This window comes from Crossiella sp. S99.2 (assembly GCF_023094165.1).
Classification (GTDB): Bacteria; Actinomycetota; Actinomycetes; order Mycobacteriales; family Pseudonocardiaceae; genus Crossiella.
On sequence record NZ_JALMDK010000016.1, the window covers coordinates 1 to 24,979 of the forward strand.

Annotated in this window: 22 protein-coding genes; 12 read left to right on the forward strand and 10 right to left on the reverse strand. The window is 71.5% G+C overall.

Translation table 11 applies throughout. The features are described from left to right. Positions 1-158: 158 nt before the first annotated feature. The gene (locus MZC64_RS40265) at positions 159-707 is read right to left on the reverse strand and encodes a hypothetical protein (protein WP_247764902.1); all 549 of its coding nucleotides are present in this window, start codon (positions 705-707) and stop codon (positions 159-161) included. Positions 708-856: 149 nt separating this feature from the next. Then, the gene (locus MZC64_RS40270; protein ID WP_247764903.1) at positions 857-1,594 is read right to left on the reverse strand and encodes a hypothetical protein; all 738 of its coding nucleotides are present in this window, start codon (positions 1,592-1,594) and stop codon (positions 857-859) included. A 110-nt stretch (positions 1,595-1,704) separates the two neighbouring features. Here MZC64_RS40270 and MZC64_RS40275 point away from each other — a divergent pair, with 110 nt between their 5' ends. The 4 genes from MZC64_RS40275 to MZC64_RS40290 are packed head-to-tail and all read left to right on the forward strand — an operon-like array spanning position 1,705 to position 4,937. After that, positions 1,705-2,481: a 2,3-dihydro-2,3-dihydroxybenzoate dehydrogenase gene (locus MZC64_RS40275; protein ID WP_247764904.1), complete on the forward strand. Its 777-nt coding sequence runs from the start codon at positions 1,705-1,707 to the stop codon at positions 2,479-2,481. Positions 2,482-2,503: 22 nt separating this feature from the next. After that, entirely contained in the window at positions 2,504-4,087 is a 1,584-nt protein-coding gene (locus MZC64_RS40280) for a (2,3-dihydroxybenzoyl)adenylate synthase (RefSeq protein ID WP_247764905.1), read from the forward strand. Then, positions 4,084-4,734: an isochorismatase family protein gene (locus MZC64_RS40285; RefSeq protein WP_247764906.1), complete on the forward strand. Its 651-nt coding sequence runs from the start codon at positions 4,084-4,086 to the stop codon at positions 4,732-4,734. The genes MZC64_RS40280 and MZC64_RS40285 overlap by 4 nt, the downstream gene beginning before the upstream one ends. Continuing rightward, complete coding sequence (locus tag MZC64_RS40290; protein WP_185005707.1) at positions 4,731-4,937, forward strand: phosphopantetheine-binding protein; 207 nt, start codon at positions 4,731-4,733, stop codon at positions 4,935-4,937. Before MZC64_RS40285 ends, MZC64_RS40290 begins: the two co-directional genes overlap by 4 nt. Positions 4,938-4,980: 43 nt before the next feature. On the opposite strand, the gene MZC64_RS40295 is transcribed toward MZC64_RS40290, so the two are convergent. Then, positions 4,981-5,841 carry a YwqG family protein gene (locus tag MZC64_RS40295; RefSeq protein WP_247765070.1) on the reverse strand — a complete coding sequence of 287 codons (861 nt, stop codon included), beginning with the start codon at positions 5,839-5,841 and terminating at the stop codon, positions 4,981-4,983. Positions 5,842-6,087: 246 nt separating this feature from the next. On the opposite strand from MZC64_RS40295, the gene MZC64_RS40300 reads away from it, so the two are divergent. Next, complete coding sequence (locus tag MZC64_RS40300) at positions 6,088-7,353, forward strand: helix-turn-helix transcriptional regulator (RefSeq protein ID WP_308301123.1); 1,266 nt, start codon at positions 6,088-6,090, stop codon at positions 7,351-7,353. Here the strand turns inward: MZC64_RS40300 and MZC64_RS40305 are convergent. Next, the gene (locus MZC64_RS40305; RefSeq protein ID WP_247764908.1) at positions 7,336-8,370 is read right to left on the reverse strand and encodes a hypothetical protein; all 1,035 of its coding nucleotides are present in this window, start codon (positions 8,368-8,370) and stop codon (positions 7,336-7,338) included. The two genes, MZC64_RS40300 and MZC64_RS40305, sit on opposite strands and share 18 nt — an antisense overlap. A gap of 14 nt (positions 8,371-8,384) precedes the next feature. Next, a complete protein-coding gene (locus MZC64_RS40310; RefSeq protein WP_247764909.1) occupies positions 8,385-12,938 on the reverse strand; it encodes a non-ribosomal peptide synthetase in 4,554 nt (1,517 codons plus the stop codon). Positions 12,939-12,979: 41 nt separating this feature from the next. Between MZC64_RS40310 and fes the strand changes: the two genes are divergently transcribed. Both fes and MZC64_RS40320 read left to right on the forward strand, forming a co-directional pair. Further along, positions 12,980-14,287, forward strand: a complete 1,308-nt coding sequence (gene fes / locus MZC64_RS40315; RefSeq protein ID WP_247764910.1) for an enterochelin esterase — start codon at positions 12,980-12,982, stop codon at positions 14,285-14,287. Beyond that, positions 14,280-16,463, forward strand: coding sequence for an AMP-binding protein (locus MZC64_RS40320; protein ID WP_247764911.1), 2,184 nt, complete (start codon positions 14,280-14,282; stop codon positions 16,461-16,463). The genes fes and MZC64_RS40320 overlap by 8 nt, the downstream gene beginning before the upstream one ends. Here MZC64_RS40320 and MZC64_RS40325 read toward each other — a convergent pair. The 3 genes from MZC64_RS40325 to MZC64_RS40335 all read right to left on the reverse strand — a co-directional run bounded on the left by MZC64_RS40325 (position 16,447) and on the right by MZC64_RS40335 (position 19,053). Beyond that, a complete protein-coding gene (locus tag MZC64_RS40325; RefSeq protein ID WP_247764912.1) occupies positions 16,447-17,103 on the reverse strand; it encodes a GNAT family N-acetyltransferase in 657 nt (218 codons plus the stop codon). The two genes, MZC64_RS40320 and MZC64_RS40325, sit on opposite strands and share 17 nt — an antisense overlap. Positions 17,104-17,181: 78 nt before the next feature. Then, entirely contained in the window at positions 17,182-18,408 is a 1,227-nt protein-coding gene (locus MZC64_RS40330; RefSeq protein WP_247764913.1) for an MFS transporter, read from the reverse strand. An 84-nt stretch (positions 18,409-18,492) separates the two neighbouring features. Beyond that, entirely contained in the window at positions 18,493-19,053 is a 561-nt protein-coding gene (locus MZC64_RS40335) for a CGNR zinc finger domain-containing protein (protein ID WP_247764914.1), read from the reverse strand. A 77-nt stretch (positions 19,054-19,130) separates the two neighbouring features. Between MZC64_RS40335 and MZC64_RS40340 the strand changes: the two genes are divergently transcribed. Next, positions 19,131-20,132: a DMT family transporter gene (locus tag MZC64_RS40340; RefSeq protein ID WP_247764915.1), complete on the forward strand. Its 1,002-nt coding sequence runs from the start codon at positions 19,131-19,133 to the stop codon at positions 20,130-20,132. Here MZC64_RS40340 and MZC64_RS40345 read toward each other — a convergent pair. Next, positions 20,075-20,590, reverse strand: a complete 516-nt coding sequence (locus tag MZC64_RS40345) for a hypothetical protein (RefSeq protein ID WP_247764916.1) — start codon at positions 20,588-20,590, stop codon at positions 20,075-20,077. The two genes, MZC64_RS40340 and MZC64_RS40345, sit on opposite strands and share 58 nt — an antisense overlap. 67 nt (positions 20,591-20,657) lie before the next feature. Here MZC64_RS40345 and MZC64_RS40350 point away from each other — a divergent pair, with 67 nt between their 5' ends. Next, positions 20,658-21,557, forward strand: coding sequence for a cyclopropane-fatty-acyl-phospholipid synthase family protein (locus MZC64_RS40350; RefSeq protein WP_247764917.1), 900 nt, complete (start codon positions 20,658-20,660; stop codon positions 21,555-21,557). Here MZC64_RS40350 and MZC64_RS40355 read toward each other — a convergent pair whose 3' ends face one another. Then, positions 21,558-22,151 (reverse strand): TetR family transcriptional regulator, encoded by a 594-nt coding sequence (locus tag MZC64_RS40355; protein WP_247764918.1) that lies wholly within the window; start codon positions 22,149-22,151, stop codon positions 21,558-21,560. Between the two features lie 104 nt (positions 22,152-22,255). Between MZC64_RS40355 and MZC64_RS40360 the strand changes: the two genes are divergently transcribed. The 3 genes from MZC64_RS40360 to MZC64_RS40370 all read left to right on the forward strand — a co-directional run bounded on the left by MZC64_RS40360 (position 22,256) and on the right by MZC64_RS40370 (position 24,949). Next, positions 22,256-23,374, forward strand: coding sequence for an NAD(P)/FAD-dependent oxidoreductase (locus tag MZC64_RS40360; protein WP_247764919.1), 1,119 nt, complete (start codon positions 22,256-22,258; stop codon positions 23,372-23,374). Beyond that, complete coding sequence (locus tag MZC64_RS40365) at positions 23,371-24,030, forward strand: DUF3159 domain-containing protein (RefSeq protein WP_247764920.1); 660 nt, start codon at positions 23,371-23,373, stop codon at positions 24,028-24,030. Before MZC64_RS40360 ends, MZC64_RS40365 begins: the two co-directional genes overlap by 4 nt. A 70-nt stretch (positions 24,031-24,100) precedes the next feature. Next, positions 24,101-24,949, forward strand: coding sequence for a family 16 glycosylhydrolase (locus tag MZC64_RS40370; protein ID WP_247764921.1), 849 nt, complete (start codon positions 24,101-24,103; stop codon positions 24,947-24,949). The last annotated feature ends 30 nt before the right edge of the window (positions 24,950-24,979 follow it).

The following is a 24,979-nucleotide window of genomic DNA, read 5'->3' on the forward strand; positions in this document are numbered from 1 at the left end:
CGACCTCCTGCGGAGGTTCTGGCCGGGTGGTTTGTGAACCAGTCGGCGGCGTGATATTTTCCTTTTGGGTCGAGTCCAGATTTTTCGGGGCACGTCAGAATGCCGCATCGGGGTGGCGAAGTGAATCGCCACCCCGATGTGGGCCTAATTCGCGCGGGCTATCCGCACATGGACGGCGCCATCACCTCCTGTGCGCTGCCCCAGCCCGCGCACCGGAAACCCGAGTGCCCGAACCAGTTGTGGCCGAATTCGTGCGCGGCGAGCAGTGCGCCGTCCCGGACACCGCGCATGAACAGCGAGATCCGCTGTCCGCTGCCCCAGTTGCAGCCGACGACATTGGTTCCGCCGCCACAGCCGGTGATGTAGCTGTTGGTACAGGACACCGGGGTGCCCGCGCCCTCGGTCAGCCCGGTCCACGCGGCCGCGCCGCGCCGGATCGCCGCGGCGTAGGGCTGACAGGAGCTGGTGATGTGGTAGCTGCGCCTGCTGGGCGTAGGCCAGGCCTGGATGCCCACCACCGGCTCGGCGGCGGTGTCGCGCTGGCCGGGCTCGATGGTGATGACCGAGGTCGGGTGACCTAACGCGGCCACCGCCGGACCCGACTGGTCGCCGACCGAGACGCCCGCCTGGGTGGCCGGCCCCAGCAATGCCATCGCCGAGACCGCCGCGGCTATCACGCCATACCGCAGGAAGAGACTTCTGATCATTGTCATGTCCTCACTTGCAGGGAAGTAAGTGCAGGACCTGGAAGCCTCCAACAGTGATCCCGGAGCGTCCACCCGCGAAAAGTCGGAACATATTCGACGACTACGCGAAAGAAGTGCCCCGAGCAGACTCGGGTAGTCGGCGGGGCGGGTCAGCCGCGTGCGCTCCGGTCGGCCTTGGTGAGCAGGGCCAGCAGTGGCGTGTCCTGGAACGGGAACTCGGCGAGTTCCTTGGTCAAGCCCCGTTCGGCGGCCTCCTGGCGCGCTCCGCCGCGGTGCGCGACCAGGCTCATCACCTCTTCGCTGAAGTACCCACCGCCGTAGGCGCGCAGGTGCCGGGCGCTGTCCAGGGGCCGGAACCCGGTGGGGGCGATCGAGTTGTGACCGCCGATGTCGATCGCCCAGGCCGCGGTGATCAGGGTGTCCCGGTCCGGTTCCGACAAGGACGCGGCCAGCTTGGTGGCCCGGCGCACCACCTCCTGCACCCGCCGCCACCCCGGGTCGTCGCCGTGTGCCATGGCCTGCCCAAGCCAGGCCGCCTCCCGCACCGACCTGGTCGCCATGGCCGTGTCCCAGGCCAGCTGCGGGTCGTCGCCGACCACCTGCCGGCAGTAGAACTCCGGGGTGGCCTCGGTCCCGACGAGCGTGGTCAGCCGGTCCTTCGGCCGGACCGGGCCGCCGTAGTGCAAAGTCCCCCTGACCAGCACCGCGACCGGGCGGTCCTGGCAGGTCACCAGCCACGGACGGTGCAGGGTGGGCAGGTAGTGCGGCAGGTCGATGGCGGCGAGGGCGTCGGCCACTCGGGGGTCCGCGGCGACTTGGACGGTGCGGAGGTGGGGCTCCGCGTCGTCACCCATGTTGATCGAGCGACGGTCCACGACGATGTCCATCTGGTGAGTATCGCTCGCATCTCAATCCGCCCCTGCGGCGGCCTCCCCGACTTGACCAGCTAAGTTAGGCCGACCTAACCTCCATTAGGTTAGCCTAACCATCCTGGGGGATGACTGTGAACGCGTGGAACACGACCGGTGTGGCCGTGGTCAGCGGCGCGGCCAGGGGCATCGGCGCCGCCGTCGCCGATGCGCTGGCCGGTCGCGGGGCCAGGGTCGCGCTGCTGGATCTCGACGGCGACGCCGTGCGGGAACGGGCCGCCGCGCTCGGTGACCGCGCCACCGGGTACGCCGTGGACGTGGCCGACGCCGCGGCGGTGGAAACCGTGGTGGCACAGGTGGAACAGGACCTCGGACCGGTGACCGCGCTGGTCAACGTGGCCGGGGTGCTGCAGGCCGCGCCGGTGGCCGAGCTGGACCCGGCGGTGTGGGCGCGCACGTTCGCGGTCAACGCCGACGGGGTGTTCCATCTCTCCCGCGCGGTGACCCGGCGAATGGCGGAACGGGGCGCGGGGGCGGTGGTCACGGTGACCTCCAACGCCGCCACCGTGCCCAGGGCCGGACTGGCCGCCTACTGCGCGTCCAAGGCGGCCAGCGCCATGTTCACCAAGGTGCTCGGGCTGGAACTGGCCGGGCAGGGCATTCGCTGCAACGTGGTCGCGCCCGGCTCCACCGACACCGACATGGGCCGCGCGCTGTGGGGCGCGGGCGGCCAGGCCGGGGTGATCGCGGGCGCCCAGGACGCCTTCCGGGTGGGCATCCCACTGGCCAGGGTGGCCGACCCCGCCGACGTCGCCGACGCGGTGCTCTTCCTCCTCTCCCCCGCCGCGCGGCACATCACGATGCAGGAGTTGTGCGTCGACGGTGGCGCCACGCTCGGGGCCTGACCGCAACGGGAGATCGACAACCATGTGGCCAGACGAGTTCGCCAGCCGCTACCGCGAGCTGGGTTACTGGCGCGGCGAGACCTTCGGCGGGCTGCTGCGCGACTGGGCCGGGCGCTGGGGCGAGCGCACCGCCGTGATCGACGGCGAGCACCGGGTCAGCTATGCCGAACTGGACCGGCGGGCCGACCGCCTCGCCGCCGGCCTGCACGGCATCGGCGTGCGCGCCGGGGACCGGGTGGTGCTGCAACTGCCCAGCACCGCCGCCTTCTTCGACGTGATCTTCGCGTTGTTCCGGCTCGGCGCGCTGCCGGTGTTCGCGCTGCCTTCCCATCGGGCCAACGAGATCGGCTACTTCTGCGCGCACAGCGAGGCCGTCGCGCTGGTGACCACCGATGTGCACGAGGGCTTCGACCACCGCAGCCTGGCCGCGGTCGCCGGCAACGCCAGGGTGATCATCGCCGGTGATCCCGGCGAGCACACCGCGCTGGCCGACCTCTACACCGAGCCAATCCCGTTGCCGGCAAGGGATCCGGCCGAACTGGCGTTCCTGCAACTCTCCGGCGGCAGCACCGGCAGGCCCAAGCTGATCCCGCGCACCCACGACGACTACCTCTACAGCGTCTGGGCCAGCGCGGACATCTGCGGGCTGAGCACCGAGACGGTGTACCTGTGTGCGTTGCCGGTGGCGCACAACTACCCGCTGTCCTCCCCCGGCGTGCTCGGCGTGCTCTACGCCGGTGGCACCGTGGTGCTGTGCCCGCGCCCGGACCCGGCCACCGCGTTCGCGCTGATCGAGCGGCACCGGGTCACCATCACCGGGGTAGTGCCGCCGATCGCGTTGGTGTGGCTGGAATCCGCCCGCCGCAGCACCCACGACCTGTCCAGCCTCCAGGTGCTCCAGGTCGGCGGGGCCAAGCTCGCCGAGGAGGTGGCCCGCCGGGTGCGACCCACCCTGGGCTGCACCCTGCAACAGGTCTTCGGCATGGCCGAGGGCCTGGTCAACTACACCCGCCTCGACGATCCGGAGGAGGTCGTGGTCAGCACCCAGGGCCGCCCGATCTCCGCGCACGACGAGGTCCTGGTGCTCGACGAGGACGGAAACCCGGTGCCAGACGGGGAAACCGGGCACCTGCTGACCAGAGGTCCGTACACCATCAGGGGTTACTGGCGCGCTGACGAACACAATGCCCGCGCGTTCACCCCCGACGGCTTCTACCGCACCGGCGACCTCGTGCGGCGGGACCGGGACGGCTATCTGGTGGTGACCGGCCGGGCCAAGGACCAGATCAACCGCGGCGGGGAGAAGATCGCCGCCGAGGAGGTCGAGAACGAACTGCTCGCCCATCCCGCGGTGCACGACGCCGCGGTGGTGGCCATGCCCGACCGCTACCTGGGCGAGCGCTCCTGCGCGTTTGTCGTGCTGCGCCAAGGGGTGCCCGTCCCCGAGGCCGGCGCGTTGCGCGAATTCGTCCGGGATCGCGGCCTGGCCGGCTACAAGGTGCCGGACCGGGTGGAGTTCCTCGACGAGTTCCCCACCACCGCGGTGGGCAAGACCAGCACCAATGATTTGCGCGCCGCGTTGCGTGCGCGCCTGGAGAGGGGATGACCACCATGGGCCTGCCCGCTATCAAGCCCTACGCCTTACCCGAGCCCGAGGAACTGCCGCAGAACCGGGTGGACTGGCGGGTCGACCCGGCCCGCGCCGTGCTGCTCGTGCACGATATGCAGAATCACTTCCTGGATGCCTTCCCGCGTGCGGACTCACCACTGCCCGCGGTGCTGGCCAACATCGACGCGCTGCGCAAACACTGCACGGCCGCGGGCATTCCGGTGGTCTTCACCGCCCAGCCCGGCGGTCAGAGCCAGGACGAACGCGGTCTGCTGCTGGACTTCTGGGGCAACGGCCTGCCGTCGGAGCGCCGCGCAGAGTCCATTGTGGACGAACTTGCGCCCGCGCCGACCGACATCGTGATGACCAAGTGGCGCTACAGCGCGTTCGTGCGCACCGACCTGGCCGAGTTCCTCGGCGAGCGGGACCAGTTGATCGTCACCGGCGTGTACGGGCACATCGGGGTGCTGACCACCGCGCTGGACGCGTTCATGCGCGAGGTCAAACCGTTCGTGGTGGCCGACGCGGTGGCCGACTTCTCCCGCGCGGACCACCTGGCCGCGTTGCACCACGTGGCCCAGCGCTGCGGGCACGTGCTGACCACCGCGACCCTGGTCGACGCCCTGCTGGGGGTGGCCTCGTGACCACCGCGGCCCTGCGCGAGCAGGTGGGCGAACTGCTGGGCCGCCCGGTCACCGACGAGGAGGATCTCCTCGCGGCCGGGCTGGACTCGATCCGGCTGATGGTGCTGGCCGAACGCTGGGAGTCCGAGGGCGCGGACGTCTCCTTCGTGACCCTGCTGGAAAACCCGACCGTCGCGGCCTGGGCCCGGCTGGTCGGCAACTGAGCGAACCGGAGGTCGGCGGGACCCGCCGACCTCCGGGAAGCGGTCAGCCGCACTGCATGGTGCACCGGGCATTCTCGAACCGGCCCGCGGCCAGATCCGCTGACCGGATCACCCAGTACAGCATTCCGACGTCGCCCCAGCACATGTCGGCTTCCTTGCTGCTGTCGATCTGGGCGAGCAGCACCCAGCGGGCCGCTTCCTCGGCGAAACCCGGGTCGTACCAGGAACCCTCGTACACCTCGCCGGCCACCTCCTTCTCCACCGGGCCCTGGATCGGTGTGGCGAACCCGCCGATCTGGTGGAACGGGCCTTGCTCAATTTCCCAGCGCAGCTCGCCGAACACGTCGGGGCCCGATCGCCCTGGACCGAGCACGGTCTGGACGGCCTCGGCCAGCGTGGCGCCACTGGCCGTCCGGGTCTGGTCGAGCAGGAGGTGCTCGCGTTCCGGGGCGGTGGCCACGATCTCGGCGAAGAGGTCCACGCTCGGGTACGGGTTGATATCGGCCGGTGGCGTCCGTTCGGTGACCGCCGTGCCCGCCGGCACGAAGATCACCCGGCTGCCCTCGACGTCCTCGACGAAGGCCGGGTCCGGATAGCCCGGATGGCGTTCGCCGTCGAAGTAGAAGAACAGCAGCGTGCCCTCGGCCGGCAGCGGAATGCTCAGGAACTCACGCGGTAACGCCGCGCAGTCCACCGCGGCGATGAAGTTGAGCGGCCCGCGGTCCGGCCAGCTGGGCCAGTCCACCTCGGGCGGCAGCGCCGGGTTGCCGCCCAGCCGCGCCACCCGTGGCCCCGGCCCGGAGTCGGCGAGCCGGATGCCCGGTTGGAACAGCTCGATCCAGGTTTCCGCGGCCTCAGCGGGCAGGCGGTCCTTGGCGAGCGCGCTGAGGCGGTCTTTCCACATCGTCACGGCGCCCAACGTACCCACGCCCACCGACAATCGCGGCGATCTCGGACTGCGCCACCTGGGCACGCCTGCGCAACGACTGACCGCGCGTCAATAAGAAATGATCACCGGGAACTCCGCTCGGCGGTAATTCTTTGCTTCGACCATGCGGCGCACAGTCAGCGTCAATACCCCTCGCGCGCGATTGACCAGTCATTCCGCCCGGATTAGGGTTCGCCTGCGATCTCGACTTGCCCAGAAGGGGTGCCCGGCTTGGCGTCAAAGAGTGATATTGGGCAGCGAGTCAGGAAGTACCGGAAGCTGCGCGGAATGAGCCTGCGCACCACGGCCCAGCTGGCCGGCATCTCCCCGGCATTCTTGTCCATGGTGGAGAACGGCGAGCGAATGTTGGACCGTCTTTCGCACATCCAGGCCATCGCCGACGCACTCCGGGTGTCACCGGCCGATCTGGTCGACTCCGCGGCGGCGACCGGGATGCGGGCGGAGGTGTCCGGTGAAGTGGAATCCTCGATGGCATGCCTGCGCTCGACCCTGCTGGGCACCGCCTCGGTCCCGGCCGGCCGCCTGGCGCACCTGCGCGGGGTCGAGGACCTGGCCAGGCAGGTGGACCTGCTCACCCAGGCCTACGACCGCTGCCAGTTCGCCCGGGTGGCGCTGGGGTTGCCGGCGGTGCTGGCCGCCGCGTGTGCCCGGCCGGATCAGGCGGAGGCAGAGCTGACCCGGCTGTGGTTGACGATCTACCAGAACCTGTGCATCCCGGTGCTGCGGGAATTCGGCTACCTGGATCTGATGGCACTCGCCCTGGAGATTTCCCAGCCCTTGGCCGAGGAATGCGGTGACGCGGTGGATGTCGCGGTCGTCGCGTGGCAGCGGTCCCAGCTCTACACCCGGCTGGGGTTGCACGGATACGCGGCGACGGTGGCCGAGGTGGCGGCGGACAAGCTCGCCGCCGAACTCCTGCGCACTCGCCGGGCGAGGTCCGTGTACGGCAGGCTGCACATCACCGCGGGGCTGGCCAGGGCCCGCCTTCCGGCACCGGGCGCCGCGCCCTACGCGCACCTCGCCGAAGCGGAGCAGGTCGCCGGGCACGACCCTTGGCCGGGCCCTGTCGACTCCCTGGCCCGGCTCAGCGGCACGTCTCTGCTGCTGAACCGGCTTGAACTGCTCTGCGTCCTCGGGCACTTCGACTCGGTTCCGGCGGTACTGCGCGAACTCGACGCCCATCCGCCCGAGAACCACATCGACAGCTACGGGTTCCACCTGTTGGCCGGGTCCTCGCTGGCACACCTGCCCACGGGCGAACCCCAGGCGACCGCGCACCTGGTCAACGCCGAGAAGATCGCTCCGCACGCCTTTGTGTGCGACCCGTACGCGCGTCGCGCCGTGGGCACGCTGCTCAACCGCCCGACCTACCAGAGTGTGCGGGTCACCCTTCGCGGCCTCGCGCACCGGATGGGCCCCGGCAGTTGCCAGGGGCCCACGGGTTCGAGGTCAGGAACTGACCGGTGAGTGCAGGTACCCACCGAGCACGACATTGGCCCACCAGGTCCCGGATCCGGAGGCGTAGAAGACGTCGGTGAGGTCGTATCCGCTCATATCGCCACCGCGGGTGTACACCACGTGCTGCTGACCATCGGCTGGAATGGGGTCACTCGTGTAATTCAGGTAGGTCGCGACCCGGCCACCCGCACCCAATTTGACCTTGAAGTAGGTGAAGTAGGGGTTGGTGTGGCACAGCGCCAGCACCTTGTCCACTTCGGCCGCCCAGGTGCAGAGTTCCTTCGGATTACGGTGCACCCGGTTGTTGCTGGTGGACTTGTAGGTGTCCCACGGCACCCTGGCGTTCTCATCCGACGTGCCGGTGCTGCCGTAGTAGACGTCACCGGTGGTCGCGTGGCAGAACGGCGGCGTGTCGTCAATGGCGCTGCGGCTTGACCCGCTGTAGGTCCAGCAGGCCGGCGGTGGCTGGAGCTGCCAGGACGAGCGTGGCGCCGAATCGGGCAAACCGTCGCGGTTCAGCTGTTCGGTGAAGTACTGCTCACCCCGGGTCGGGAAGAACGCCGTGCTCTGGTTCGGCCGGCTCCAGTTCAGCACCACGAACATCCCCTCGCTGCTGGTGCACGGGGTGCGGTACCAATAGACCCAGGATCCGTCATTGGCCCGGACGAAGCTGTCCGTGGCGTGCGTTATCGACTCCTGCACAACAGACAGGAACTCATCGACCGGGAGTGGCTGACCGGACCTGCAGACTGTTTCGCCACGGTGGTTGTAATAGGCGTGCTGGATGATCCTGGGCAGCATGTTGACGAGGTCGACCCCCGGCGGCTGCGGTGCGCGGTGATAGCCGGGGGCGGCCCATGCTTTCTCCGCCGATCCCGGCGTGAACAGCAGTAATGCGGCGATCAGCGCGAGAATTGCGGGCAGCAGGAAGCGGCGGGCAAGACGGCGGCTCATGGTGACTCCCATTCGAGCGAACCTGAATCTTGGTTCGCACACGGTAGTCAACCTGATACCAAAAACGTTCACCCTGGTGAACACCACTAGAGCAGCCGCGCGATGCGTTCCTGTGCGGCCGGACTGGCCAGGTCGTGGTGGCCGAAGTCCAGGTCGTGGTTGACGATCTCGCCGGTCACGTACGCCGCCCAGTCCGCATGGGTGGACAGCAGTTCCGCCCGGTCCCTGATCGCCGTACCGAACACCAGATCCCCTTGGTGCACACCGAATTCCGCGCCCGCGATCACCTCGGCGGCCGCGTGCACGTTGGCGGTCACCACCGCCGGGTCCAGGCCCGGTGGCAGTGGCTGGTCCAGGTGCCGGGTCAGGTCCGCGACCGGCGGCTGACCGCGCCAGCGGGTGCCGGGGTAGGCGTCCAGCAGCACCAGCTGGGCGACTTCCTCACCCTGGGCGTGCAGGCGGACCGCCAGCTCGTGTGCGATCAGGCCGCCGAGGGACCAGCCGAGCAGGTGGTACGGGCCGTGCGGACGCACTGCGCGCAACGCTGCCAGGTGCTGTTCCGCGAGGGAGGCCAGGGTGTGGCCGGTCAGGTCGGGGCATTGCAAGGCAAACACTTCGCGGTCCAGGTGGGCGGCGAGACCGGCGTAGCACCAGCCGAGGCCGCTGGCCGGGTGCACGCAGAACAGTGGTTCGCCACGCCCGCCGGTGCGCAGTGGCAGCACCGGTGCGAACGGGTCCACCGCGGTCTCCTGGGCGAGCAGACCGGCCACCGTCGGGGCGGCCAGCACGTCGGCGACGGTGACCGGGCGGCCGAGCACCTCGGCGGCGCTGGCGGCGAATCGGGCGGCCAGCAGGGAATGGCCGCCCGCGGCGAAGAAGTCCTCGTCCACGCCGAACTCGGCCAGGCCGAGCAGTTCGGCCGCGGCGGCACACAGCTTGTGCTCGACCGGGGTGCTCGGCGCGCGGGCCGGGCCGCGGTCGAGCACCGGGTCCGGCAGTGCGGCCAGGTCGAGTTTTCCGTTGGGGGTCAACGGAAGCGCGGTCACCGGCAGTACCGCGACCGGCAGCATGTGCGCGGGCAGTGCGCGGGCGGCGTGCGCGCGCACCTCGGGTCCGGTCAGGCCGGGGTCGGCGAGCACGTAGCCGACCAGGTGCGGTCCGGCCGCACCCTCGCCCACGGCCACCGCGGCGGTGCGCACGCCGGGGCAGCCGACGAGTGCGGCCTCGACCTCGCCGAGTTCGATCCGGAAGCCGCGGATCTTGACCTGGTCGTCGGCGCGGCCCAGGTAGTCCAGCACGCCGTCCGGCCGCCAGCGCACCAGGTCCCCGGTGCGGTACATCCGCGCGCCGGGTGCGCCGTGCGGATCGGCCAGGAACCGTTGCGCGGTCAGGGCGGGCCGGTTCAGGTAGCCCCTGGCCACGCCCTCGCCGCCGAGGTACAGCTCGGCCACTACTCCGGGCGGCACCGGGCGCAGGCGCTCGTCGAGCACGTAGGCGCGCACGCCGGGGTCCGGGCGGCCGATCGGCACCGCACCCGGCTGGCTGGGATCGCAGTCCCACAGGGTGGCGTTGACGGTGGTCTCGGTGGGGCCGTAGGCGTTGACCACGCGATGCCTTGCGCCCCAACGGCGAACGACCTCCGGCGGCACGCGTTCGCCGCCGACGACCAGGGTGAGTTCCGGCGGCAGGGTGATCTCCGGTGGGAACATGGCCAGGATGGACGGCGGCAGTCCGGCGACCGAGATTCGTTGCTCTCGAAGGTAATCGGCGAGGCCGGTGCCGGGGGCGCGCAGTTCGGCGGGGATCACCGCGAGGGTGCCGCCGCCGAGCAGGGTGCCGACCAGTTGCCAGAACGCGGCGTCGAAACTGGGTGAGGCGAAGTAGAGCACCCGCTGGCCGGCGGCCGAGCCGAATGCCTGTTCCTGGGTGGCCACCAGTTTCGCCACCCCGCGATGCGGCACCACCACGCCCTTGGGCAGGCCGGTGGATCCGCTGGTGTAGATGACATACGCCGCGTGATCGGGGCTCAGCGGCACCACCGGCCCGGTGCCGGGCAGGGTGGCCAGGCGGCGCACCACCTCGGGGTCGTCCAGCAGGATCGTGGGCAGCTCGGCGGGCAGACGGGCGGCCAGTTCGGTGGTGGTGAGCAGGACTCGAGGGCGGGCGTCGGTGATCAGGTGGGCCAGCCGGTCGGCCGGGTAGTCCGGGTCCAGGGGCAGGAACGCGCCGCCCGCCTTGAGCACGGCGAGCTGGGTGGCCACGATGTCCAGGGTGCGTGGCGGCGCGATGGCCACCACGGTTTCCGGGCCGACCCCGTGTTCCCGCAACAGGTGCGCGATCCGGCTGGCGCGGTCGTCGAGTTGGGCGTAGCTGTGTTCGGCGCCGTCGACTGCGACCGCGATGGCTTGTGGGGCAAGGCGAACCTGTGCGGCGAACAGTTCGGGCACGGTGCCCGGTACCAGGGTGCGCGCGGTGTGGTTCCACTCGTGCACGATCCGCTGGTGTTCGGCCTCGGTGAGCAGCGGCAGGTCGGCGATGGAGCAGTCCGGTGAGGCGGTGAGCAGAGCGAGGAGGTGGGCCAGGCGTTCGCCGAAGCCGCGGGCGGTGTCGGCGTCGAAGAGGTCGAGGCGGTGTTCCGCCAGTCCGGACAGGCCGTCCTGGCCGGGGGTCTCGCTGAAGGCGAAGGTGAGGTCGAATTTGGCCGCGCCCGCGCTGATCGGGGCCAGCCGGGCGCTCAGGCCGCGGTCCAGGACGGTGTCCGCGCCGGTGTCGGTGCGGTGGCTGAGCATCACCTGGAACAGCGGGGTGCGGCCGGGGGTGCGCGGCGGGTTGACCGCCTCCACCACCCGGTCGAAGGGCACCTCCTGGTGGTCGAAGGCGGCCAGGGTGGTCTCGCGAACCCTGGCGAGGAGTTCCCGGAAACTCGGTGCGCCGGCGGTGTTCACCCGCAGCACCAGGGTGTTGACGAAGAATCCGACCAGGTCGTCAAACGCGCTGTCGCCGCGTCCCGCGACCGGGGTGCCCAGTGGGATGTCGGTGCCCGCGCCGAGCCGGGTGCACAAGGTGGCCAGGGCGGCTTGCAGCACCATGAACGTGGTCACGCCCGTCTCGCGGGAGAGTGCCCGCAGTGCGCGGTGGGTTTCCGGTGGCACCGCAAAGGTCACCACGCCGCCGAGGTCGCTCTGGCCGCGCGGGCGGTCGGCGGGCAGCGCGAGTTCGGCGGGCAGGTCGGCCAGTTGCGCACGCCAGAACGCCAGCTGTTCCTCGGCCTCGTCGTCGAGCAGTTTCTCCTGCCAGGCCGCGTAATCCGGGTAGCGGATCTTCAACTCTATCCACTGTGGACTGTGTCCGGCGCGGCGGGCCTGGTAGGCGGCGGCCAGGTCGTCGAGCAGTGGACGCAGGGACCATTCGTCGGCGGCGATGTGGTGCAGCAGGAGCAGCAGCACGTGGTCCTGCTCGTCCAGGCGGAACAGGCTGGGCCGCAGCGGGGCGTCGACGGCCAGGTCGAACGGGCGACGGGCCGCGGTGGCCAGCGCGGTGTCCACATCGGACACCGACTGCGGGTCGAGGTCGAAGTCCAGGCGTGGCAGCACGTTCGGGGCCGGTTCGCCGTGTACGGCGGGCAGCAGAGTGCGCAGTGGCTCGTGCCGTCCGGCCACATCGGACAGTGCGGCGGCGAGCGCGGGCGCGTCCAGGGGGCCGGTCAGGCGCAGGGTGAGCGGCATGTTGTAGGTGGCCGCACCGGGGTCCAGGCGCTGCAGGAACCACAGGCGGCGCTGGGCGTGTGAGAGCAGGTGCCGGTCCGGTGCGGACTCCGGGCGGGGGCGGGACCGGCCGCCGTGGTCGGCCAGCCAGGTGGCCAGTGCGGCGGGCGTGGGGGTGTCGAAGAGGATCCGCAGCGGCACCTCGACCGACAGGGCGGCGCGGATGCGGCTGAGCAGCCGGGTGGCCAGCAGGGAATGGCCGCCCAGGGCGAAGAAGTCCTCCTCCGGCCCCACCTCGGTGGCGCCGAGCACCTCGGCGAACAGGGTGCCGATCAGGTCCTCGGCCGCCCCGCGCGGCGGGCGGGTGGCGGTGATCTCGGCAGCGGGTTCGGGCAGGGCGGCGTGGTCGAGTTTGCCGCTGGCGGTCAATGGCAGTGCGGGCAGGGTGAGCACGGCCTCGGGCACCAGGTGGCCGGGCAGGCGGTCGGCGAGCCAGGCCCACACATCGGGCAGCTCGCCGTCGGGCACGACGTAGGCGAGCAGCCGCTGGCCGCCGCGGCCGTCCGGCCGGGCCAGCACCGCGGCCAGGGCGACCCCTGGGCAGGCCAGCACGGCGGCCTCCACCTCGGCGGGCTCGACCCGGAAGCCGCGGATCTTCACCTGCCGGTCGGCCCGGCCGGCGAACTCCAGTTGTCCGCCGCGCAGCCGCACCTGGTCGCCGGTGCGGTACATCCGGTCTCCCGGCGCGCCGAAGGGGTCGGCGAGGAAGCGGGTCGCGGTCAGTCCCGGTTGCCCCAGGTAGCCGCGGCCCACGGTCGGCCCGGCCACGTACAGCTCGCCGAGCGTGCCGGCCGCCGCCGGGCGCAGTGCGGCGTCGAGCACATAGGCCCGGAGTCCGGGAAGAGGGGTGCCAATCGGCGCCACGGCATCGACCATGGCTGTTAGGTTAGCCTAACCAAAATCTGGAAGGTGCTGGTATGGCCGAGTTCCCCAACCCGCGACGACTGCCCGCGGTGCCGCCGCACAACCGGCGGCCGACCCCGCCACCGCTGGCCGAGAGCCCTCGGGTGCGGGCGCTGGCCGGTGCGGACGCGGCGGCGCTGGCCGCGTTCTGGCGGCAGGTCGAGGCGGAGGGCACGCCGCTGGTCGAACCGGCCGAGGACGCTGCGCACCGGATCGTGACCTTCCTGTGGCGGGATGCCGGGCAGGGCGCGGTGTTGTTGCACGCCAACAAGCTCACCGACTACAACGACCTCGGCCCCAGCCTGCTGCACCTGCTGCCGGGCACCGATGTGTGGCACCGCAGCTACCGGCTGCGCGCGGACTGGCGCGGCACCTATCAGCTCGCCCCGCTACCGGAACCGCCCGCCGCGCCGGCGGTCTGGCGCGGGCCGGAACGGGCGCGCTGGCGGGAACTCCAGGCGCTCGCGGTCACCGATCCGCTCAACCCCGGCACCCTGCCCAACAAGTTCGGCGGCCCGGCATGGTCCCTGGCCGCGCTGCCGGACGCACCTCCGCAGCCGTGGCTTTTTCCGCATCCCGACCGACCGGTCGGTAGCGTGACGGAACACCGATTTGACAGCGCCGTGCTGGGCAACGAACGAGACATCTGGCTGTACCGCCCACCGGGCGAGGACCACGCCGATCTGCCGCTGCTGGTGCTCTTCGACGGCGAGGCATGGGTGCACGACCTCGGGGTCACCCACACCCTGGACAACCTCATCGCCGAGGGCGCGATCCCGCCGATGGCCGCGCTGCTGGTCTCCTCGCTGAACCTGCCCGCCCGGGTGGTGGAGCTGGCCTGCGACGAGCTGTTCCTGCGCATGCTCACCGAGGAACTGCTGCCCTGGGCCGGACGGCAACTACCGCTGACCACCGACCCGCGCCGCACCGTGGTGGCCGGGCAGAGCCTGGGCGGGCTGACCGCGGCCTTCGCCGGACTCCGTGCCCCGCACCGCTTCGGCAACGTGCTCGCCCAGTCCGGTTCGTTCTGGTGGCCCAGCGGCACCGCCTTCGAGGCCGGGGCCCAGTGGCTGACCCAGGCGCTGGCCGCCGAGGACAAGCTGCCGGTGGCCTTCGACCTGGAGGTCGGACTGCTGGAGTGGGAACTGCTCGAACCCACCCGGCGACTGCGCGATGTGTTGCGCGCCAAGGGTTATGACCTGTCCTATCGCGAGTTCCACGGCGGTCACGACTCGGCCTGCTGGCGGGGCGGACTGGCCGACGGGCTGCGCGCGCTGACCGCCCGCTGGGCCACTGCTGACAAGGAGGCCACCCGTGCCTGAGTCCCCCCGCCGTCCGCTGACCGCCGCGCAGCGCGGGATCTGGTTCGGCCAGCAGCTCGCCCCGGACAGCCCCGCGTACAACACCGCCGACGTGGTGGAGATCCGCGGCGAGCTGGACACCGCGCTGCTGGTCGAGTCGATCTACACCTGCCTGACCGAGACCGAGGGCCTGCGCGCGGTCTTCGGCGTGGCCGAGGAGCCCTGGCAGGAAACCGGACCACTCCCGGTGGTGCGGGTACTGGACCTCTCGACCGAGGCCGATCCCCGGGCCACCGCGGAGAAACTCCTGACCGAGGACCTGGCCACCCCGGTGCGCCTGGAGGCCGGTCCGCTGACCGCCCAGTTCGTGCTCCGGGTGGGTCCGGCCGAGCACTGGTGGTGGCAGCGGGCACACCACATCGCGGTGGACGGCTTCTCCTGCGCGCTGCTGCTGCGCCGGGTCGCCGAACTGCACACCGCCCACACCGAAGGCCGCGCACCCGCCCCGCCGCTGACCTCGGTGACCGCCGCCCTGACCGCGGATGCCGCCTACGCGGATTCGCCACAGCGGGACCAGGACCGCGAGTTCTGGCTCGCCGAACTGGCCGACGCACCCGCCCCCGCCTCACTGTCCACTATGGACTTCAACGTCGGCGCGGGCCTGGCGCTGCGACTGGCAATTCCGGTGCCCGCCGACCTGACCGACGCGCTCAAGGCCACCGCCACCAGGCTGTCCCGGACCTGGCCGGAACTGGCGATCGCCGCCGTGGCCGGGCTCACCGCGCGCAGGCTCGGCGTGGACGAGGTGCGGATCGGCCTGCCGGTGCTGGCCCGCGCCGCCGCCGCGGACATGCGGATCGCGGCCACCCTGATGAACATCGTGCCGCTGCGCCTGCCCACCCCGCCTGGGGTGAGCCTGGCCGCGCTGGCCGAGTCGGTGGCCGAGCAGCTCCGGCGCACCCGCCCGCACCACCGGTACCGGCATGAGGACCTGCGCCGGGACACCGGCGGCGCGAACCTGTTCGGGCCGGTGGTCAACGTGCTGCCGTTCGCCACCACGCTGCGCTTCGGCGCGGCCGAGGCGTTGGCGCGCAACGTTTCCGCCGGTCCGGTGGAGGACCTGTGCGTGGCCTTCCGTCAGCAGCGGGACGGCCTGTGGCTGGAACTGGACGCCCACCCGGAGCGCTACACCCCGGCCGAACTCGCCGCCCTGCAAGAAGAACTGCTCACCCTGCTGGCACACAGCGCGGCCGAACCGAAGACGCCGCTGCGCCCGGCGGCCGGGCCGGGGGCCTGGCGGCTGGACTCCCCCGCGGTGCCGCCGCTGTACCCGCTCGCCGAGGTCTTCACCCACGACCTGGGCACGATCGCGGTGGTCGAGGGCGACCGCGAATGGACCTACGGCCAGCTCTGGGCCGGGATCTGCGGCGTGGCCGAGGCATTGCGGCACCGAGGAGTCCGGCGCGGCGACCTGGTCGCGGTGGACCTGCCACGCGGCGGCTCGGCGGTGATCACCTTCCTCGGCGTGCTCCAGGCCGGCGCGGCCTACCTGCCCCTGGACCCCGCCGCGCCCCCGGCGCGCAGACAGGCCGTGCTGGCCGACGCCCGGCCCGCCCTGGTGCTCACCGCCCCGGAGGTGGCCGCGCTGGCCCCCGCCCCGGCCCGCGCGCCGTGGTGCCCGGCCCCGCACGACCTCGCCTACGTCATCTACACCTCCGGCACCACCGGCACCCCCAAGGGTGTGGCCATCGAACACGGCGCCCTGGCGGCCTTCCTAGGAGCGGCGGCCAGTCGCTACCGGATCACCGCCAGGGACCGGGTGCTCCAGTTCGCGCCCCTGCACTTCGACGCCAGCGTCGAGGAGGTCTACCTGGCCCTGGGCGCGGGCGCCCGCCTGGTGGTGCGCACCGAGGGCGTGGAGTCGGTGGCCGCGCTGCTCGCCGAGTGCGCGGCGGCCGGGATCACCGTGCTGGACCTGCCCACCGGGTACTGGCACGAGCTGGCCTACGCGGTGTGCGCGGGCGAGCTGACCCTGCCGCCATCGATCCGCCTGGTGATCATCGGCGGCGAGGCGGCCGCGCCGGAGTGGGTGCGGCGGTGGCGGACGAGCGTGCCAGGGGTCGCGCTGGTCAACAGCTACGGACCCACCGAGACCACGGTCGTGGCCACCACCGCGGTGCTCAGTGGCCCGGCGTGAGCGCGGGCAGATCGGCCGGGGTGCGCGGGTAGGCGTAGAGCGCGGCGCGCTTGTGCGGCAGTTCGACCTCGCCGAGCAGACCGCCGCCGGTCACCACGGCCACCGCGGCGTCCAGCCTGCGGGCCACCCGGTGATCGGCGGCCGGATCGGTCACCATCCGGCGGCACTCCGGTTCGGCCGCGAACACCGCCGGGATCACCTCCAGCCAGAACTTGTAGGCCAGACCCTGCCCGGCGACCTCCGGATCGCCGATCGCGCCGTGCAGCCCGACATCGTGCGGCAGCGCCGGATAGTGCGCGGCCACCACATCGCGGGCCGCCCGGTACAGCTCGACATAGCCGATCGGCCGGCCGCCCAGCCGCAGGATGAACGGGCGGCAGTAGGTCCCGGCCAGCTGCGCGCGCAGGGTCGCCGCCCAGCGCTCGCGCGGCCAGGCCTGGTCCCAGAACTCGGCCACGTGCGGCAGGTTCATCCACTCGTGCACCAGGTCGAGATCCTCGCCCTCGGGCCGGACCAACTCCATCGACCAGGGCGCGGTCAGTGCCGGCAGCGGCGGCGGCCCCGCTGCCAGCACCTCCGCGGACAGGCCGGTGTGGATCTCCCGTGGGCAATGTGTCCGGATGTCATCCACTGTGCTCACTCGCGTCCCCTCAGTTTGGTTAGCCTAACCTAACTCGAAGGACGCGAAACGGCCACCCGATCGGCGGACAAGAAACCGTTAGGTGACCTGCGGGACCGGCCGCAGCGCCGGGTGCAGCCAGACAAACGCGGTGGCCAGCCCGCAGGCGATCACCGAGGCCAGCACCGGAAACGCCGGATCCACGCCGTAGAGCGCGGTCCCGCCGAGCGGTCCGATCACGAAGGTGGACCCGGTCACCGTCTGCACCAGCCCGGCCACCCCGCCCTGCTCCTCCGGCCCGACCAGCAGCGTCGGCGCGGTCGCGTACCCCGGCACGGCCAGCCCGATCCCCAGTGCCAGCAACGCCATCGACCCCGCGATCATCCACAACTGCCCGGCGCCGAGCAGGGTCAGCAACGCGAGCAGCGCGATCGGCGCGCCCACCCGCAACAGCCGGGCGGCCGGCCAGCCCAGTTTGGGCACCACCACTCCCTGCACCAGGATCAGCACCACCCCCGCGCCGAAGGAGACAATCCCGCTCGCGGTCACGGTCTGTGCCGCGGTGAGCCCAAGCCGGTCCTGCACCAGGAATCCGAGCAGCACCAACACCATGCTCAGCGCGAGGTAGAGCCCGAACCCACTCGCCAGCACCGGCCACAGCCTGCGATCCCACGGCCGCAACGCCGTCCGCTTGCCCGCCGGACGGGCCCGTGCGGCGGGTGGCCCACCGGGAATGGCCACCGCCACCACGAGCAACGCCACCGCGGCCACCGCGGGCGCGGCCCACACCGGCCCCAGCAACCCGGCGAACCCCAGCGCCCCACCGAGTGCGGGCCCCAGCGCGATGGCCAGCCCCTGCATCGCGCCGACCTGGCCGATCCCCTTGGTCCGGGTCCGCTCGTCCTTGGTGGCCGCGGCGATGAGCGCGACCGCGGCCACCGGCACCGCGCCGACCCCGGCGCCGAAGATCACGCTGCGGGTGAGCACCATCAGCGCCAGCGTGCCGCCCGGACTGAGCGCACCGGCGAGGGCGGCCTGGGTGACTCCGGCGAAGCCGAGCAGGCCGAGCACGGCCAGTGCCGAACCGGCCAGCATCACCGGCCGGTGCCCGAACCGGTCCACCGCCCGGCCCCACCACAGCGCGGTCGCGGTGAAGACCACCGCGGCGCCGGTGATCACCAGGCCGATGGCGATCTCGGCCAGCCCCACCTCGCGGGCCAGCGGCGCGAGCACCGGGGTCAGCGCCTGCTGCGCGGTGAAGACCGCCAGCACCCCGAACAACAACACCGGCAACCGCACGCCCCGGTCGGCACCCTGCACGTCCACCCGCAACCCCAGCCCCTCGGAAGGCGCCCGCCCCCAGCAGACACGGCGCCAGGGGGTTAGGTTTGCCTTACCTTCCCCACGCTGTCAAGGAGTCTCGCGCCCGGACTGACGTTCCCGGAAGGCGATCATGTTCATCCGGTTGCCACAGCGCACCGTGCAGAATCGCTTGAGTCCGTTGCGGGACAGGTCGAGCAGCAGCCCGGTGCAGTCCGGCGCGGCGCACACCCGCAGCCGCCCCATCTCGTCCATCCGGATCACGTCGATCAAGCCGAGGGCCGCCTCCACCCGGATCCGCTCGGCCAGGGGGGCTTCCGGCGCGGTCGCGTGGATATGCCAGTCCAGGCCGTCGTGCCGGGTCAGGTAGGGCAGCGCCCGCGCCTCCCGGAGCATCCGGTTGACCACCTCGACCGCGTCGTCCCGGTCCAGGGTCCACACCTGGCGCAGCAGTTCCCTGGTGATCCGGACCTCGCGGAGTTCGGCCTCGTCGTGGTCGATCCGGCCGGAATAGGTGTGCCGGGCCAGCAAATCGGCCAGCTGCTCGACCGTGGCCAGTTCGTCCGTGCCGCTGCGCGAGGCCCCGGAATGGGTGTTGCCGAGCACGGCCACGAACTCCAGCGCCTCCTGCGTGTCAGGGGCAAAATGCAATTTGACTCCTCACAGCCGGCGAGCTTAGCGTCAGGGGCGTAGCAACTTTAGCCCATGACAACCTGCCGGGAGGCGCCATGCAGCTCGCTCCGACGTCCGCGGGACTGACCGCGGCGGTCGTCTCCGTCGTCTCCTTCGGCACCTCTGGCGCGTTTGTGAAACCGCTGCTGGCCGCGGGCTGGTCCCCCGCCGCCGCGGTCGCCGCCCGGGTGCTGGTCGCCGGGCTGGTGCTGTTGCCGTTCACGCTGGCCTCGCTGCGCGGCCGCTGGGACGTGCTGTGGCGGGGCCGCTGGCGGGTGCTCGGCATGGGCCTGGTCGCGGTCGCCTTCACCCAGCTCGCCTACTTCGCCGCGCTGACCCGCATCCCGGTCGCCCCCGCCCTGCTGATCGAGTTCCTCGCGCCACTGCTGCTGGTCGGGGTCACCTGGGCGATCACCCGGCGCAGGCCGGGCGTGGCCGTGCTGGCCGGTTCCGCACTGGCGGTCGGCGGCCTGGTGCTGGTGATCGGCCCCGGCGCGGTGCAGGCGGCGGACCCGCTCGGCCTGCTCTTCGCCTTCGGCGCGGCCATCGGCTGCGCCGCCTACTTCGTCATCGCCGCCCGCCCCGCCGACGGCCTGTCCCCCACCGCACTCGCCGGCGCCGGACTGCTGCTGGCCGCGGTGCTGCTGCTGCTCGCGGGCGGCCTGGATCTGCTGCCGTTCACCGCGCACTTCGGCGAGGTCACGGTGCTGGGCGAGTCGGCGCCGTGGTGGGCGCCGCTGCTGGTGGTCGCGATCATCGGCACCGCCGTCTCCTACGCCACCGGCATCGCCGCCTCCAACCTGCTCGGCTCCCGCCTGGCCTCCTTCATCGGCCTGCTGGAGGTCGTCTCCGCCTCGATCTTCGCCTGGCTGCTACTCGGTGAGGAACTCACCCTGCTGCAACTGGCCGGCGGCGCGCTGATCCTGGGCGGGATCGCCGCGGTCCGGGCCGAACCGGCCCCCGAACCGGTTCCCGCGGCGGTCAGCCTCAGCCCGGCGGCTCAGAGCGCGGCCAGCACCGTGGCGCGTTCTTCCGCCGAGAGCTGCAATCCCACCTGAGAGCTGTCGGCGAAGACCAGCCGCAGGTACGGCACATCGCCGCCGACGTCCTCGCCCTTGGGCCGGGGATCGGCGGCGCTGTGCCAGCGCAGCGTGAAGTCCTCGCCGTCCTCTTCCAGCACCGCGACCGCGGCGCCGTCGCTGACCACCCACCGCTCCAGCTGTTCGATCTCCTCGTCGAAGCCGACGAACCGGCCGGCGTCGGTGTGGATGAAGCCCTCCGGCCGCGTGTGCCGCCGCTCCTCGGCCTCGCCGCCGGCACCGCCGAGCGCACTTTCCAGCAGGCCGTACGCGACCGTGAACATCGTGCCCAACCGGCGCCCCAGGCCATGTCCGCGGTCCACCACCTCGGTGCTGGGCACCACGGTCAGCGGGGCCAGCACCACCGGTGCGCCGAAGGAGGGCACCAACTCCGCGAGAGCGGCACGTACCCGCTCCGTCGGCCACTGCGATTCCATGTCACCATCCTGCCGGTGCCGCACACTTGTGCCAGCGAACACCCCGGCCCGCGGAGGAACACCGGACATGAGCCCCGACGGCATTGCCGACTCCTACAACGACAGCAGCGTGCTCTTCCGGGTGCTGGGCGCGGTCGGCTGGGGTGATCTGGTCAACGTCGGCTACCTGACCTGGCCGACGCTGCCGCTGGCGATCGGCGGTCTCGGCCGGTTCCAGCGCAGGCTGGTCCGCAACTCACTCGCGCTGCTCGAAGCCCGGCCGGGCGAGGTCGTGCTGGACGCCTGTTGCGGCCGCGGGCTCACCACCGCCTGGCTGGCCCGGCAGGGCTGTCAGGCGCTGGGCGTGGACATCCAGCCCGAGCAGATCGCCGAGGCCAGCGCCCGGTTCGGGCAGCAGCCGGGGGCCCGCTTCGCCGTCGCGGATGTCACCGCGCCGCCGCCGTCGGCCGGGGAGATCGACCTGTCCGACGGGGCGCTGGACCGCATCCACTGCCTGGAAGCCGCCTTCCACTTCGGCCCGGCGGGCAGGCAGGCGTTCCTGACCCAGGCCCACCGCCTGCTCCGCCCCGGCGGCAGGCTGGTCCTGGTCGACTTCACCTGGCGCGAGGCCGATCCCAGCACCATCGAGACGCTCGACCCGGACCGGCTGGTCCGCGACACCTGGCACTTCGAGCAGTTCGAGCCCTTGGAGCGCTACCTCAGCACTGCCGCGGCCACCGGATTCACCGTGCGCGCGGTGCACGACTGGACCCCGCACGCCCTGGCCCACTACGGCCGGGCGGCACCGGTGCTGCGCCGGATCCTGTCCACCAGGGCGGGCCGGTGGGCAGCCTGCCGGTACCGGCCCGCGCTGGCCGGGCTGACCGAGGCCGACTGGCGGCAGCTGATCAGGATCATGGACGCGCACATGACCGGTCTGGTCGCGCCGTGCCGGTACACCGCCCTGGTCCTGGACAAACCCGCCTGATTACCCGGTCAGGCAGTGCTGCACGAGCGGCCCGAACCGGACCACCAGCTCATCGACCGAGGCTGACGCGATCGGCTCGATCCGCACGATGTAGCGCGCCACCGCGAGCCCCAGGATCTGCACGTTGACCATGCCCGCGCGCAGGGCGGCGTCCGGGGGGTCGAGCAGGGCCGCGAGCCGGTCGGTGATCTCCCGGTCGATGAACTCGCGCAGCAGGGCCTCGGACTGGTTGTCGGTGGGCGCGGACCTGGTCAGCATCACCAGCGGCGTGCGGTCGGACTTGTCCAGGTTCTCCAGCAGCGTGCGGACAATGCGCTCGCCAATGCCGTCCAGCCCGGCGGTGAAGATCGACTCGATGGCGGGCGGGACGGCGCCGGACATCTCGACCGCGGCGGCGAACAGGCCCTGTTTGTTGGTGAAGAAGTAGAACACCATCGCCGGGTCCACCCCGGCCGCGGTGGCGATCGCGCGCACGGTCGTGCCGCCGTAACCGTGCTGCCCGAACAGATCGCGGGCGGTCTGCAGGATCCGCTGTTTGCTCTCCGCGCCGGAACGCCAGCGGCCGGGACGACGGTGAGTGCCTGGTTCTGTCATGACCGCGGCAGCCTAACACCCGTTTCTTCATCACTTGGTGGTGTTTCACTCCCGTCGTCCGTAGGGTGTTCTTCATCAGGCGGTGAAGAAAGGTGGCGGGGGACATGAGGGTGATCGTGGTCGGCGCGGGAGTGGGCGGGCTGACGCTGGCGCACGGGTTACGCCGGGCGGGGATCGACGTGGTCGTGCACGAGCGGGACAGCGCGCTGGGACGTCCGCAGGGCATCAGCCTGCACATCGACGAGCGCGGCGCCTCGGCATTGCGGGCCTGTCTGCCGCCGGCGCACGCGGCGATGGCGGCGGCGACCATGGGCGGACCGCGCGAGCAGACCCTGACACTGTCCGAAGTGGACGGATCGCTCGTCGTCGAGAGCGCGCAGCCATCCGACGGCGTGGCCGGTCGGGCGAGACCCGGTCGGCAGGCTCATCGCCCGTTGTTGCGGGCGGTGTTGTTGACCGGACTGGAAGACGTGGTCCGATTCGGGGCGGAGGTCACCCGGTTCGAGCAGCGAGGCGACGGCACGGTCCGGGTGTGGTGCGCGGACGGCCGGGTGGACACCGCGGACGTGCTGGTCGGCGCGGACGGGATCGGCTCGGCGATCCGCCGCCAGTATCTGCCGCAGGTGCAGGTGGTCGACACGGGACGGCGCATGCTCATGGGCGCGACCCCACTGCGGGCGGTGGCCGAGTCCGGGCTGCCCGACCTGATCGGCGACAGCCCCGCCAGCATGCGGGCAGGCGGCACAATGGTGGCGCTGGGTGTACTGCGATTCACCGAATCCCCTGTCGCCGCAAGGCAACGGTGGCTACCCGCCCTGTGTCCCAGCGCGGTCGCCAAGGTCGAGGACTACGTGATGTGGGCCTTGCCCAGCACGCAGGATCGGCTTGGTTCAGCCACATCACCGGCCACGGAGTTGATCGCGGACCTGCCCTCGGCACTGCGGTCGGTCGTGACCCAGGCATGGCCGGAAACCACCGTCGCACTGCGCATCGGCATGATCCCGCCACCACTCCCCTGGCCTGCCAGTCCGGTGACGGTTCTCGGCGACGCCATCCACCTGGCCCCTGGCTTCGGCGCCAACCTGGCCATGCAGGACGCCCATCATCTCCGCGACGCCCTGGTAGCGGCGAACCACGGCCGATTCACCCTGCTCGACGCGCTCGCCGCCTACGAGAACACCATGCGCCACACCAGCTTCACCCCGGCGAAGGCGAGCGCATGAGCCTCGCCCTGCTGACCCAGAAATCGGTGTCCTTGTTCGCCGCGGTGGGCGGCTGGCGCACGGTCGCCGAGGGCGTCGCCTCCCGGGTGCTGTTCCTGATCGCCTACCTGCTCTCCGGCCAGGTGCTGACCTCCGCGCTGGTGGCGGTCGGCGGTGTGCTGGTGTTCGCGGTGGTGCGGGTGTTCAGCGACCGGAAGTACTGGCAGGCAACGCTTGGACTGGGCATGGTCGGGGTGTCGGCGCTGCTGGCCGGGAGCAGCGGGCACGCGGTCGACTTCTACCTGCCTGCCGTGCTCATCCAGTCGGCAGGGACCGCGGTGTTCCCGCTGTCCATGCTGGTGCGGTGGCCGGTGATCGGCCTGGTGGTCGGGGCGGCCCGCGGTGAACGGTTCGGCTGGCGGCGGGATCCGGTGCGGCGGCGGCGTTATCAGCTGTGCACCGCGATCTTCGCGGCGAAGTCCGGCCTCGCCACGGCCGCGCTGGTACCGCTGTACCTGGCCGATCAGGTGACCCCACTCGGCATCGCCGCCACCGTGCTGGGCGGCGCACCCGCGGCGGGCGCCTGCGTTTACCTGTGCTGGCGAGTCCTGCGCGGCCAAGCGGACCAGGCGCAAGCACCTCGACGGGCCCGCGTCAACGTCCGACCGACGGATTGACACTCCTGGCCCCAAGGTTTGCACTGGTACTCCGCCGCCAGCGAAGAGAGCGCTCCCACTGGAGGTTGCTATGCCACCGAGGGCATCCCGCCTGCGCAGCCTGCTCGCCGCGACGCTGGCCATGGTCTGTGTTTCCGCTCCACTGTCCGCTGCCGCCGGGCCTGCCGGCTGGGTACAGGTGTGGGCGGATGAGTTCAACCAACCGCAGGGCACCGGGCCGGATCGCAACAAGTGGAACATGGAGATCGGCAACGGGTCGGACGGGTGGGGCAACAAGGAGTTGCAGTACTACACCGACCGCACCAACAACGCGGTGGTGGACCAGGCGGGCAACCTGGTGCTCATCGCCTGGCGGGAGCAGTGGGGCAACTGCTGGCACGGCGGGGCCTGTCAGTACACCTCGGCGCGGATGACCACGCGCGGGAAGTTCGAGCGGGCCTACGGGCGGTTCGAGGCGCGAATGAAACTGCCGGTCGGGCAGGGCATCTGGCCAGCGTTCTGGATGCTGGGCAACGATATCGACACCGCGCGCTGGCCCAACTGCGGCGAGATCGACATCATGGAGAACGTCGGCCGCGAGCCCTACACCGTGCACGGCACCATCCACGGGCCCGGCTACTCCGGCGCGCAGGGCATCGGCGCGTCGAAGAACTCCCCGGACGGGCGGCGCTACACCGATGGATTCCACGACTTCGCCGTCGAGTGGTCGCCGACCGACATCAAGTGGTTCGTGGACGGCCAGCTCTACCAGCAGCGCACCGCGGCGGATCTGCGCGGCAACCGCTGGGTGTTCGACCACCGGTTCTTCATGATCCTCAACCTGGCCGTCGGCGGGAACTGGCCGGGCAGCCCGGATGGCAGCACCGTGTTCCCGCAGCACCTGGTGGTGGACTGGGTACGCGTGTTCGAGTGGCGGTAGCACCCTGGTCGCGGGCCCGGACACCCTTGT

Bases quoted from the DNA above. Each gene is read 5' to 3' on its own strand.
- MZC64_RS40265 (WP_247764902.1), bottom strand. From the start codon at position 707: ATGATCAGAAGTCTCTTCCTGCGGTATGGCGTGATAGCCGCGGCGGTC.
- MZC64_RS40275 (WP_247764904.1), top strand. From the start codon at position 1,705: ATGACTGTGAACGCGTGGAACACGACCGGTGTGGCCGTGGTCAGCGGC.
- MZC64_RS40270 (WP_247764903.1), bottom strand. From the start codon at position 1,594: ATGGACATCGTCGTGGACCGTCGCTCGATCAACATGGGTGACGACGCG.
- MZC64_RS40350 (WP_247764917.1), top strand. From the start codon at position 20,658: ATGAGCCCCGACGGCATTGCCGACTCCTACAACGACAGCAGCGTGCTC.
- MZC64_RS40310 (WP_247764909.1), bottom strand. From the start codon at position 12,938: ATGGTCGATGCCGTGGCGCCGATTGGCACCCCTCTTCCCGGACTCCGG.
- MZC64_RS40280 (WP_247764905.1), top strand. From the start codon at position 2,504: ATGTGGCCAGACGAGTTCGCCAGCCGCTACCGCGAGCTGGGTTACTGG.
- MZC64_RS40355 (WP_247764918.1), bottom strand. From the start codon at position 22,151: ATGACAGAACCAGGCACTCACCGTCGTCCCGGCCGCTGGCGTTCCGGC.
- MZC64_RS40365 (WP_247764920.1), top strand. From the start codon at position 23,371: ATGAGCCTCGCCCTGCTGACCCAGAAATCGGTGTCCTTGTTCGCCGCG.
- MZC64_RS40295 (WP_247765070.1), bottom strand. From the start codon at position 5,841: ATGTGGAAAGACCGCCTCAGCGCGCTCGCCAAGGACCGCCTGCCCGCT.
- MZC64_RS40360 (WP_247764919.1), top strand. From the start codon at position 22,256: ATGAGGGTGATCGTGGTCGGCGCGGGAGTGGGCGGGCTGACGCTGGCG.
- MZC64_RS40345 (WP_247764916.1), bottom strand. From the start codon at position 20,590: ATGGAATCGCAGTGGCCGACGGAGCGGGTACGTGCCGCTCTCGCGGAG.
- fes (WP_247764910.1), top strand. From the start codon at position 12,980: ATGGCCGAGTTCCCCAACCCGCGACGACTGCCCGCGGTGCCGCCGCAC.
- MZC64_RS40370 (WP_247764921.1), top strand. From the start codon at position 24,101: ATGCCACCGAGGGCATCCCGCCTGCGCAGCCTGCTCGCCGCGACGCTG.
- MZC64_RS40285 (WP_247764906.1), top strand. From the start codon at position 4,084: ATGACCACCATGGGCCTGCCCGCTATCAAGCCCTACGCCTTACCCGAG.
- MZC64_RS40340 (WP_247764915.1), top strand. From the start codon at position 19,131: ATGCAGCTCGCTCCGACGTCCGCGGGACTGACCGCGGCGGTCGTCTCC.